This is a genomic window from Desulfuromonas sp. AOP6, from assembly GCF_009731355.2.
GTDB lineage: Bacteria > Desulfobacterota > Desulfuromonadia > Desulfuromonadales > SZUA-540 > SZUA-540.
Genome location: NZ_AP022810.1, coordinates 2001482 through 2013711 on the forward strand (window position 1 = coordinate 2001482; position 12230 = coordinate 2013711).

The following is a 12230-nucleotide window of genomic DNA, read 5'->3' on the forward strand; positions in this document are numbered from 1 at the left end:
CGTTTAATCCTCAGACGTTGTAGTAATGACGATACCAGCGCACGAAATGCTCCACGCCCTCCTCGATGGAGGTCGCCGGCTTGAAGCCCACATCCTGCACCAGGGCGTCGACATCGGCGTAGGTGGCGGGCACATCGCCAGGCTGCAGGGGGAGCAGAATCTTCTCCGCCTTTTTGCCCAGAGACGTCTCCAGCACTTCGATCAGATGCAGCAGTTCCACCGGCTGGTTGTTGCCGATATTGTAAATCCGGTAAGGGGCCCGACTCGTGCCCGGATCGGGGCGATCGCTGTCCCACTCCGGATGGGGCTGGGCCACGTGATCGGCCGTGCGCACCACCCCTTCGACAATATCGTCGACATAGGTGAAATCGCGCCGCATTTTGCCATGGTTGTAGACGTCGATAGGCCGTCCGGCCAGAATCGCCCGGGTAAAGAGAAAAAGGGCCATATCCGGCCGCCCCCAGGGCCCGTACACGGTGAAGAAGCGCAACCCCGTACAGGGGAGTCCGTAAAGGTGCGCATAGGTATGGGCCATCAGCTCGTTGGCTTTCTTCGAGGCGGCGTAGAGGGAGACGGGGTGATCGACGTTGTCGTGGACCGAAAAGGGCATGCGGGTGTTGGCACCGTAGACGGAGGATGAGGAGGCATACACCAGATGCCCCACCTGACTGTGCCGGCAGCCCTCCAGAATGTTCATGAAACCGACCAGGTTGCTGTCGACGTAGGCGTGGGGGTTTTCCAGGGAGTAGCGCACCCCGGCTTGGGCGGCCAGGTGAATGACGCAGTCGAAGCGCTCGCCGGCGAAGAGCGCGGCCATGGCGGCGCGATCGGCCACATCCTGGCGCACGAAGCGAAAACCGGAGCGCCCTTCCAGCTGGGCCAGACGATCCTTCTTCAGCTGCACCTCGTAATAGTCATTGAGGTTGTCGAGGCCGACCACCTCGTCCCCTCGCGCGAGCAGCCTCTGACAGACATGAGAGCCGATAAAACCGGCGGCGCCCGTCACCAGAAAACGCTTTCCGGATGATTTTGCTTCCATCACCTTCATCCTAACGCCGTCCTATGCCGTTGTATGCAAAGCCGGCTTTTTTCACCATCGCCGGTTCGTACTGGTTACGGCCGTCAAAGATGATCGCCTGCTTCATGGCCCGCTTCATGGCGTTGAAATCGGGGTGACGGAAAGGCTTCCATTCCGTCACCAGCACCAGGGCATCCACGCCGGCCAGGGCCTCATACTGGTTTTTCACCAGCTCGAGCCGGCCATTTTCAAACCAGTCGGCCGGCAGCACCTTGCGGGCCATGTCCATGGCCACGGGGTCATAGGCTTTCACCTTGGCGCCGGCGCCGATGAGTTCATGCAGCAGCACCTCAGCGGGCGCCTCCCGCATGTCGTCGGTCTCCGGCTTGAAGGCCAGTCCCCACAGACCAAAGGTCAGGTGGGAGAGATCACTGCCGAAGTGCTCGGTGATCTTGCTGAACAGCACATGCTTCTGCACCTCGTTGCGGTTGTGAACCGAACGCAGCACCATGGAATCGAAGTCGACCTCTTCCGCCATGCGGATCAGGGCGCGGACATCCTTGGGAAAGCAGGAACCGCCATAACCGCAGCCCGGGTAGATGAAGGAATAGCCGATGCGGCTGTCAGAGCCGATCCCTCGCCGCACATTCTCCACATCGACCCCGAAGGCATCGCACAACCGGGAGATTTCGTTGATAAAAGAGATCTTGGTGGCCAGCATGGCGTTGGCGGCATACTTGGTCATTTCGGCGTCACGCACCCCCATGAAAAGCGTGCGCTCATGATTGCGGTTGAAGGGCGCATAGAGCTCCCGCAGCATTTCGCTGGCCCGCTCGCTCTCCGTTCCGATAATAATACGATCGGGGCGCATGAAATCGGCCACGGCCGAACCTTCCTTGAGAAACTCGGGGTTGCTGGCCACATCGAAGGGAATCGACACCCCGCGTTCCGCCAGAGTGTCCCGGATGGCGGCCGCCACCTTGTCCGCCGTTCCCACCGGCACCGTCGACTTGTCCACCACCACGCAATAGTCCCGCATATGACGGCCGATCTCACGGGCCACGGCCAGCACATACTGCAGGTCGGCCGAGCCATCCTCCCCGGGAGGCGTACCCACGGCGATAAAATAGACGGAAGAATCCACCATGGCCTCGGCCAGCTCGGTAGTGAACTGCAAACGCCCTTCGCGGACATTGCTCTCCACCAGATCATCCAGCCCGGGTTCGTAAATAGGGATGATCCCCTGCTTCAAACGTTCAATCTTGTTTCTATCGACATCGACACAGGTAACCGTATTGCCCATTTCAGCAAAACAGGCCCCGGTCACCAACCCGACGTAACCGGTTCCGACCACGGTGATATGCATAACCTATATCCTTTCCGGAAATAAAAAAAGGCAGCAGGAAAACAGCCTTTACTTACCATATTTCGTTATAGAAACCCAAGACTTTGCTGCCAATCAGGCGAAAACTTCTTTTCACCACCAAGGCACGGTGACACCAAGGAGAATCTATAATGGCCACTAAAACAAAGATCTGATCATCAACCCGAACCAGCCCTTCTTGGTGCCCTGGTGTCTTCGTGGTAAACCGCCTGTCAGCTTTTGAAAAGTTCTTTTCACCGCCAAGGCATGGAGAGACCAAGGAGAATCTAAAATGGCCGCTAAAACAAAGATTTGGTCATCAAGCCCTTCTTGGTGCCCTGGTGCCTTGGTGGTAAACCGCCTGTCAGCTTTTGAAAAGTTCTTTTCACCACCAAGGCACAAAGACACCAAGGAAACCCCTAAATTCAAACGGGACCCAGGTACGGGCTGTTATCCTTAAGCCAGCCCTCCTTGGTGCCCTGGTGTCTTCGTGGTAAACCGCCTGTCAGCTTTTGGTTTGCCCCAGCCTGACTTGCAACGAAGGCACCGCTTCCTGCAGTTTCTCCTTCAACGCCTGCCGGGCCGGTCCATCGCCATGCACCAGCACGACCTCGCGGGGGTGACGCCGCATGCCGCGCACGAAACGCACCAGGTTGCTCTGGTCAGCGTGGGCCGAATAACCACTGATGGTGTGCACGCGGGCGCGGATGTCATAACGCTGGCCGTCCAGAACCACGTAACCCTGGTTGGGGCCGTATTGCTGAATAGCACGGCCGGGCGTGCCCTGGGCCTGATAGCCCACAAAAAGGACATCGGTACGCTCATCAGCCAGCAGCGCCTTGAGGTAGTTGACAATGCGTCCGCCGGCGCACATGCCGCTGGCAGCGATCACAATACAGGGGCGGGCGTTCTTTTTGAGATAAGCGACCGTATGCAGGTGATCCTCATGACTGTCAACGGTGGTCAGCTGTTCGAAACAGAGGGGATGACGCCCCTGCGACAGGCGCTTTTTCGCCTCCTGGTCCCAGTACGGTTTGAGCTGACGGTAGGCTTCGGTAAAGCGGGAGGCCAGGGGAGAATCGACAATGATCTCCAGCTCCTCCCAGGGGAGACCGCGAGCGACATAGTCCTGCCGATGGCGATGGATCAGCTCTTCCAGCTCGTAAAGGAGTTCCTGGGTGCGCCCGATGCTGAAGGCCGGCACCAGAATAACGCCCCGATCCCGCAGGGCCAGATCAATCACCTCTTTGAGGCGACCCCGCCGCTCGCGCCGGTCATCGTGCAGCCGGTCGCCGTAGGTACTCTCCAATATAAGAATATCGGCACGATCAGGCGCTTTGGGGGCCGGCAGCAAGGGTGTGTAGGGCGCACCGAGGTCGCCGGAGAAGACCACGCGCACGGTTGCCGACTCCCCCTCGGGCTGCACCTGGCACTCCACATAGGCCGAGCCAAGGATGTGCCCCGCCGGTCGGAAACGCACCGTGAGCGTGCTGGCGCTGCCGGTATGCACCTCGGCCCACTGCCCGCAGGGCACCGCCACAATCTGACGCTTGAGCCGTTGGGCAAAACGCTCCAGCAAGCGGCGATCGCGGGTAAAACCCACCTTCACGGCATCTTCCAGCACCAGCGGCAAAAGCAGCGCCGACGGCTCCGTACACAGAATCGGCCCCTCAAAACCGGCCGCCAACAGATGGGGAATGCGGCCGACATGGTCGATGTGCACGTGCGTGACCACCAGGGCCCGGATATGCCCGATGGGAAAGTCGATTTCCTGCCCATTCTGGCCGGCATCCTCCCGGGGCGCGTCATTTCCCTGAAACAGGCCACAGTCGATCAGCACCGCCGCCTTGTCATCCAGGCACAGTTCATGACAGGAACCCGTCACACCGTTGGCAGCACCGTGATGAAGAACATGGGGATACATAAAAGATTCGCTCTTTGTCATTTTACTTGGCATGAGAACATGAAACAGAGGCTGCTAAATCTTTGCCACGAATAAAATCAGATAAAAGCAAATGAAAGCGAAAACTAAGTTTGGGGACGTTTCTCAAAGTTTTTATTCGTGTTCATTTGTCTGTATTCGTGGCTGAATTGCCTTTACGGGCTTCATAAATGCTGTTTTCAGCCGGACGGTACTCCGGCACAATCTCTTTCAGCTTGGCCAGAACACCGGGCAAATCCATGACGCGGGCAAGGCCATAGAGTTCCTCAATCTGCCGACTAAGAATTGTTTCATCCCCTATCGCCGCCTTCGCCACCCGGATTTTTTCGTGTTTGGTGGGAATCACCCCTTCCCCCTGCAGCAGCAGCTCCTCGAAAAGTTTTTCGCCAGGGCGCAGACCGGTGAAGACAATGTCAATATCTTCGTAAGGTTCATAGCCAGAAAGCCGGATCAACTCCTCGGCCAGATGGACAATTTTTACCGACTCCCCCATATCGAGCAGGAATATATCCCCGCCCTTGCCCATGGAACCGGCTTGCAGCACCAACTGACTCGCCTCGGGGATGGTCATGAAAAAACGGGTCACCTCGGGGTGCGTCACCTTGACAGGCCCCCCTTTGGCTATCTGTTCTTTGAAAATGGGGATAACGCTGCCGTTGCTGCCCAACACATTGCCAAAACGCACCGTGACGAAATGGGTGCGGCTTCGCTGGGCCAGAGCCTGCACGTACAATTCAGCCGCACGCTTGGTGGCCCCCATGACGTTAGTGGGGTTCACCGCCTTGTCCGTTGAAACCATGACGAAGTTCTGCACACCGAACGTATGGGCCGCATCCGCCAGAATCTTGGTGCCCCGTACGTTGTTGTTGGCCGCTTCGGCAGGATTGTGCTCCATCATCGGGACATGCTTGTAGGCAGCGGCGTGAAAAACAACCTCTGGCATAAACTCGTCAAAGATCGCTTCAACCCTGGCGCGAAAGCGGATATCCCCCACAATAGGGCTGATGGGTATACCGGGAAATTTCTGGATCAATTCCTGTTCGATACTGAACAGCGGCGTTTCGCCGTTTTCAAAGAGGATGAGCTTGCTCGGCTCAAAGCGGGCCACCTGGCGACAGATCTCACTGCCGATGGAACCGCCAGCCCCCGTTACGAGGACACGCTTGCCCTGAAGATAGGATCGAATCTGCTCAACATCGAGGCGAACGGTTTCACGCCCCAGCAGGTCTTCAAAACTGACATCGCGGATGCTCTGGATAGACACCTTGCCATCGATCAGATCACCCACCCCTGGCAACGTTTTGAACTTTACCCCGATTTTTTGACACTTCTCCACGATAGCCCGCACCTGCTTGCCACTGGCAGAGGGCACGGCAATAATGACTTCATCGACCCCTTTCGTCCGGCAAACCCAGGCGATATCATCCTGATTGCCCAACACTTTTATCCCCTGAAAGGTTTGTCCCTTTTTCATGGTATCATCGTCGAGAAAACCGACAATCTGCCTTTCAAGTCGTTTGTTAAGCCTAACCTCACGAACGATAGCCTGCCCAGCATCCCCCGCCCCGACAATAAGGGAGCGAGACTTCGGTCGCCCAACACCAAGCACCATGGGAAAGTAATTTTCACGGAAGGCGCGTGTCACAAAACGGACACCTCCCATGAGAAGAAAGGAAAAAATAGCGTCAAGAATAAGAACCGAGCGGGGGACATGGGTGAGTCGTATGACAAAAACGGCATACAGCAGAACCCCCAGCGAGGCCAGCAGATTGCCGCGCAGAATGGTAATCAGATCAGACATGGAGACATAGCGCCACCAGCCACGGAACAGACCCAGCCACCAAAAAACGGCCAACTTAATGCCCAACACAACCGGGAGCAGTGAGTAAAACCGCTTAAGATGGACTGGGGGAATATGAAAGTCAAAGCGAACGGCAAAAGCTATCCACAGCGACAGCACGATAATAGCGGCCTGCAGGGCAACAACCAGAAGGAAGCGCACTCGTTCCCAGGTTTTTACTGCACCGGTTTTTTGCGAATCTTGATTATCGTTCATAAGTGACATGATGCCGCTACTGCCCTTTTACTCTATCCCCAGAACCCTTGCCGAGAACGGTCTGTACGATATACGAAAAATATTTGCCGACAGTAAGATTGAAAATCATCTTCGCATCAGTCTCAGCTAAAAGCTGAGGAGTTGACATATCAATGCCGTTGACCTGCGCCAAGCCGGTAATACCAGGCCTTACGGCATAAACCCCGCGCTGCTCACGCTCATCAATGAGTTCCTGCTGGTTAAACAGGCAGGGGCGCGGTCCAACCAGACTCATCTCCCCTCGCAGCACATTCCAGAGCTGCGGCAATTCATCGAGTTTGGTCCGGCGCAGAAAATGTCCAAGAGGCGTAATGGATGAAGTGCTGGCCAAGTGACTGGCCACCGAGGCGGTGTCGCGCTTCATGGTGCGGAACTTAACCAGCACAAAGGATCTTTTGTGACGACCAACTCGCTCTTGCCTGAAAATAGGTGATCCCGTGTCAAAAAAACCAATCAGGGTAATAATCACCAAAAGTGGCAAACCAACAACCAGGCCCAAGGTCGAAAAGAGGATATCGAATGTACGGAAAAGAAATTGTTGCATGCGAATTCTTTCTAAAGTCACGTTGTTGCAAGAAAGCAAAGTTGAAAGGTTGCGAGATAGCTAGATAATGAGATAGTTCGAATTCACCAGATCACTATTTAACGGCCTCCCCCTTCACCGCCCGGCGCAATCCTTCATCCAGACCCACCGGCGGTTTCCAGCCCAATACGTTACGTGCCTTAGAAATATCCACCTGCAGGTTTCCGCACAGGCGTTGTGCTATGGCCTGCTTGCTAAGCAGTTGAGCCCCGAACTTAAGCATCCCCATGGGCACCGGGATAAGGCGCGCGGGTTTATCCATAGCTTGGCCAACGCGCCGCAGCAGAGCAGTGGTGGAAAGATCTTCCCCATCAGAAACGAGGAAGGTCTGATTGGCAGCGGCGGGGTGGTCGATGCAGGTGATGATGAAATCGATAAGATTATCGAGGCCAACCAGGCTACGTTGGTTGTGGATCGCGCCAAGGGGCAAGGGGATGCCTTTGGCGACCCAGTGCATCATACTGGAGAAATTACCCTTAACGCCAGGACCGTACACTAGTGGTGGGCGGATGATGACAATTTCTAGGCCGGTCTCTTCCGCCAAAAGACGCAGACCTTCTTCCGCTTCATGCTTTGAGATGCCGTAAGGGTCCTGGGGGTGGGGCGCATCCTGTTCTGTGAAAGGTTGATCTGCGGTCGTTTCTTCTCCGTTGATTTTAACAGTACTAAGGAAGATAAAACGTTTGACGCCGGCAACAACCGCTTCTCGCGCGAGGTTGATGGTGCCGGCAACGTTGATGCGTTGGAACGCGGCAAGTGGGTCACGCATGCTTTCGTTCATGACATGCACACGGGCGGCGAGGTGGATGACGGTGTCAGCACCCCTTAGCGCCTCCACCCACTGTGTATCAGGACCGATGTCGCCGACAACGATTTCAGTTGCATTAGATGACTGCCGGCGCACAGCGCAGCACACAGCGCGCGCATCTGCCTTTAAACGAGCACAGAGTCGGCGACCAACAAAACCCGTAACGCCAGTAATTAAGATTTTTCTACTTTCACTAATAATCAACGAAACACCCTTATGATGTCAGTTCAAAAAACCAGTTTTCCAATTGGTCGATTAGTTTCGCTCTATCGAATTCTTTTTTTGCGTAAATTTTTGCATTGTCCCCCAAAACTTTTAAAGAATCGGGCGGTAGCTGCGACATGCTGATAATATTTTCGGCAAGTAGATCAAAATCCCCTGAATCAGCGACGTACCCACATTCGGCCTCAGAAACAACACGCGACCCCTCGCCTGAAATCATGGTCAATATTGGTTTTCCTGCAGTCATGTATGACTGAACTTTACAAGGAATTGTCATTGAAAAAACAGGACTGTCTTTTAACGTGGCAAGCAATGCATCAGCCGAGGCATAAAAACTTGGCATGGATTCCAAGGGGTGTCTTCCAAGCAACGTAACATAGTCTTCTAGACCGCCCTTAATAATCTCATTCTTTAGCCAGTCCAACATGCGCCCGTCACCAACAATGTAGAACCTGGTTTTTGCACCTTGTTTTTTCAACAGCTGTGCTGATCTTAAAATTGCAGGAAAGTCTTGGGCTTCACCGACATTACCAGCAAAGAGCACCTTGAAAACATTTTTATCGGCTGCAATCTCCCCTATGGGTTCAGTTTTTTGTACAGAAAAAACATTCTCAGACCAATTAGGGAAATATCGAATCTTGGCTACATTTTCACAGTATTTTGCAATACCAGGATAAAAGGCTCTTGACTGGCCGAGGATCAAATCACAGCGATTGTAGATAAAACGAACCAATTGTCCAATAAGGGCCAGAATCTTAGGAGATTTCACCACCCCGATTGCCTCAAGGGTCTCCGGCCATAAATCCTGAACCCAAAATACGACAGGAGTTTTTTTTATTTTTTTGATGAAAATTGCCGGAAGACAAACCGTGACAGGCGAAGGTTCATATACGAAAGTTACGTCAAAATGGTTTTTCCTTAAACGGAAGGAACCAAAAATACTGGCAGAGACAACAAAGGCGGAATAATTCAGCATCAACCTGAGCGCACCTTGCCCCCGTGCAATCATGGGGACACGTACAAGCTTACACCCTTGATAGTGGAGATATGCGCCAGGATTCGCTTGGTATTCTGGGAATACTTTGCCTACAGGATAATTCGGTTTTCCTGTTAATACGGTGACTTCATGGCCTCGCTTTACTAATTCAGCACACAAATCATTAATGCGAAAATTTTCGGGCCAGAAATACTGGCTTACCACCAGGATTTTCACTTTTTCCAAACCGTCCGGTTTACATATTCAGTATAGCTAAGAATAATCCTAAGAACCTTATGTGACACATTGTCCGTGTCATAGTCCTGCACCAACCGGAAAGTTCGCTGCCCGTTTGCGCTTTGGGCAATAACTACCTCAAGGGACTCGATAACCCGCTCAGCCTGCAAACCACACATAATCAGAGTTCCTTCGTCCATCCCTTCCGGCCTTTCGTGGGCCTGGCGGATTGTTACTGCGGGAAAATTAAGAACAGAGGACTCTTCGGTAATGGTGCCACTGTCTGAAATAACACACTTAGCATGCATTTGAAGCTTTACATACTCAAAGAAACCCAGTGGCTTTAAAAAACGAATATGTGAAGACAAACTGTCAGAGTCTCGGCTTTCAAGACGTTTTCGGGTGCGCGGATGGGTTGAAAATATAATGGGCCGGTCATAGTGTTTAGCGATAGCGTTCAGAGTTTCAAGCAAATTGGTAAAGTTTTCATCGCTGTCAACATTCTCTTCCCGATGGGCACTGACGACAAAATACTCTCCGGCTTCCAACTCCAGTGATTCAAGAACATCAGATGATTCAATGCTGTGTTGGTAATGCTGAAGCACTTCCTTCATCGGCGATCCGGTTTTGAGAACCGTCTCCGGACGCAGACCTTCAGCAAGTAGATAGCGACGTGCGTGTTCTGTATAGGTTAGATTGATATCGCTGAGGTGGTCGACAATCTTGCGATTGATTTCTTCCGGCACCCTCAAATCAAAGCAACGATTTCCAGCCTCCATGTGAAAGATGGGGACCTTTCGACGTTTAGCGGAAATAGCTGAAAGACAACTGTTGGTGTCCCCTAGCAACAAAACAGCATCGGGATCTACCTGCGCCATCACTTCATCCGCTTTAGCAATTACATTCCCGATGGTCTGGGCAACTGAATCACCAACGGCGTTTAAAAAATAGTCGGGTTTGCGAATACCGAGTTGCTGAAAGAAAATTTCATTTAATTCAAAATCATAGTTTTGTCCAGAATGGACAAGAATATGATCCGTGTGGCAATCCAATTCATGAATAACCCGACAAAGTTTGATGATTTCAGGCCGCGTGCCGACGATGGTCATGACTTTAATGCGCATGCTTCAATTCCTCAATCATTGTGTCCCAGGTCGGCGGTGTATATAAAAATTCTTTTCGGAAACGGGACGAATCAAGACTCCGGTCACAGGTAAAACTGGCATCAGGAATGATTTCTATCTTGTGCCCAAGTATTTCCTTAAAAAGCAGAAGAAGATCGTACTTGGTAATGGGATCGCTGGAAACCTGATATACACCCGATGCCTGTGGATGATCAACCAGCATCGTTTCAATAATCCGGCTCATTTCAAGGGTAGTGAAGCCAGTGTAGATTGCCTTGGTGAAACCCTTCACCGTACCCGATTGAGACAGAAACCAATCGAGAAGGCTTTTATGCCGAGAAAGTTCCCGACCAATAATAGACGTACGCAGTGTCAGGCAGTGACTGTCCTGAGTCTCACCCAAAAACTTCGTTTTTCCATAAAGGTCTTCGGCATCAGAGAGGTCGCTCTCCTGGTAATTGCCTTTTTTTCCTGAGAAAATACAGTCGGTACTTAAATGGATCAGTCGAGCACCAACAGCCTTGCAGATTACCGCGAGGCGATGTGGCAATAGGGCATTAATCTCCAGGCTGGGGATACTTTCTTTCGCTGTAGGCCGTTGCTTGACAATACCCACAGCATTAATAACTGCCTCAGGGCGAAAGTCAGCCATAATCTCGATGAGTCGATCATATGCGCGCACGTCAATCCCGGTATAGGCATTACTGGCGCTAAACAGTTTATAGGGCGCATAAATGTCAATATCCTGACGAAGCGTTACCCTTACTTCATGCCTCTGCGCTAACGTCTTTAGGAGTTGGTGCCCGAGCATACCGTCACCACCAAGAATCAGTATTCGCACTCAGCACCTCCTGTGAGTTCCTGCTGAATATAATCAAGGGAAAGCAGCTTTTCTTTGATTTCGGGAACAGTCAGCCGTTGGGTATTATGGGAATTGTAGTCCTGGGCCAAAGAGAGCTGTTCTTCCCCTTCAACAAAGTATTTGTTGTAGTTAAGATCGCGGTTGTCGGCGGGGATACGATAGTAACCCCCAAGATCTTCAGCATGGGACATCTCCTCACGGGTCATTAGTGCCTCAAAAAGCTTCTCCCCGTGCCGAGTGCCGATTATTTTAACTTCATTGTTAGCATTGAAGAGTTCCTTGAGCGCCTGGGCCAAATCACCGATGGTGGCCGCAGGAGCTTTCTGAACAAAGGTATCGCCCTGTTGGCCATGTTCATAAGCATAAAGGACCAGATCTACAGCGTCGTCCAACGACATCAGGAAACGGGTCATGTTCGGGTCAGTCACCGTCAAAGGTTTGCCTTCTCTGATCAATTTGATAAAGAGTGGAATGACAGAGCCACGCGAAGCCATCACGTTACCATACCGGGTACAATTAAATGTCGTTTTCGTTTGTTCAATAAACCTCGACTTGGCAACAACGATTTTTTCCATCATAGCCTTGGATATTCCCATGGCATTAATTGGGTAAACCGCCTTGTCAGTACTCAAAGCAATCACACGCTCAACGCCTTTAGCGATGGCGGCGTTCAAAACATTTTCTGTACCCAGGACATTCGTCTTAACTGCCTCTAAAGGATAAAATTCACAGGAAGGAACCTGCTTAAGTGCGGCTGCCTGGAAAACGTAATCGACACTTTCCATGGCAGTATAAAGACTGTCGTAATCACGAACATTGCCGATATAAAACTTAACCTTGGGGTTGGCCAGATGGATCCGCATATCTTCCTGTTTTTTTTCATCGCGGCTGAAAACACGAATTTCTTTAATGTTGGTATTAAGAAAACGGCGGAGAACGGCGTTACCGAAGGATCCGGTGCCGCCGGTGATCAATAAAGTTTTGTCTTTAAACATAATGA

Annotated in this window: 10 protein-coding genes; all 10 read right to left on the minus strand. The window is 52.3% G+C overall.

Annotation, left to right across the window (positions count from 1 at the left end; all coding sequences use genetic code 11):
- Positions 1 to 10: 10 nt before the first annotated feature.
- The gene (locus AOP6_RS09420) at positions 11 to 1039 is read right to left on the minus strand and encodes an NAD-dependent epimerase (protein ID WP_155876492.1); all 1029 of its coding nucleotides are present in this window, start codon (positions 1037 to 1039) and stop codon (positions 11 to 13) included.
- 10 nt (positions 1040 to 1049) lie between these two features.
- Positions 1050 to 2384, minus strand: a complete 1335-nt coding sequence (locus AOP6_RS09425) for a UDP-glucose/GDP-mannose dehydrogenase family protein (RefSeq protein WP_155876493.1) — start codon at positions 2382 to 2384, stop codon at positions 1050 to 1052.
- 502 nt (positions 2385 to 2886) lie between these two features.
- The gene (locus AOP6_RS09430) at positions 2887 to 4305 is read right to left on the minus strand and encodes an MBL fold metallo-hydrolase (RefSeq protein ID WP_155876494.1); all 1419 of its coding nucleotides are present in this window, start codon (positions 4303 to 4305) and stop codon (positions 2887 to 2889) included.
- Between the two features lie 142 nt (positions 4306 to 4447).
- Positions 4448 to 6379, minus strand: coding sequence for a nucleoside-diphosphate sugar epimerase/dehydratase (locus AOP6_RS09435; RefSeq protein WP_155876495.1), 1932 nt, complete (start codon positions 6377 to 6379; stop codon positions 4448 to 4450).
- Between the two features lie 16 nt (positions 6380 to 6395).
- On the minus strand, positions 6396 to 6962 hold the full coding sequence (locus AOP6_RS09440) for a sugar transferase (protein WP_155876496.1): 567 nt from the start codon (positions 6960 to 6962) through the stop codon (positions 6396 to 6398).
- A 94-nt stretch (positions 6963 to 7056) separates the two neighbouring features.
- The gene (locus tag AOP6_RS09445; protein WP_155877692.1) at positions 7057 to 8007 is read right to left on the minus strand and encodes an SDR family oxidoreductase; all 951 of its coding nucleotides are present in this window, start codon (positions 8005 to 8007) and stop codon (positions 7057 to 7059) included.
- A gap of 16 nt (positions 8008 to 8023) precedes the next feature.
- A complete protein-coding gene (locus AOP6_RS09450) occupies positions 8024 to 9244 on the minus strand; it encodes a glycosyltransferase family 4 protein (RefSeq protein ID WP_155876497.1) in 1221 nt (406 codons plus the stop codon).
- Positions 9241 to 10368, minus strand: coding sequence for a UDP-N-acetylglucosamine 2-epimerase (non-hydrolyzing) (gene wecB / locus AOP6_RS09455; RefSeq protein WP_155876498.1), 1128 nt, complete (start codon positions 10366 to 10368; stop codon positions 9241 to 9243). Before wecB ends, AOP6_RS09450 begins: the two co-directional genes overlap by 4 nt.
- Positions 10358 to 11209, minus strand: coding sequence for an SDR family oxidoreductase (locus AOP6_RS09460; protein ID WP_155876499.1), 852 nt, complete (start codon positions 11207 to 11209; stop codon positions 10358 to 10360). Before AOP6_RS09460 ends, wecB begins: the two co-directional genes overlap by 11 nt.
- Positions 11197 to 12225, minus strand: a complete 1029-nt coding sequence (locus tag AOP6_RS09465) for a nucleoside-diphosphate sugar epimerase/dehydratase (RefSeq protein WP_155876500.1) — start codon at positions 12223 to 12225, stop codon at positions 11197 to 11199. Before AOP6_RS09465 ends, AOP6_RS09460 begins: the two co-directional genes overlap by 13 nt.
- Positions 12226 to 12230: the final 5 nt, after the last annotated feature.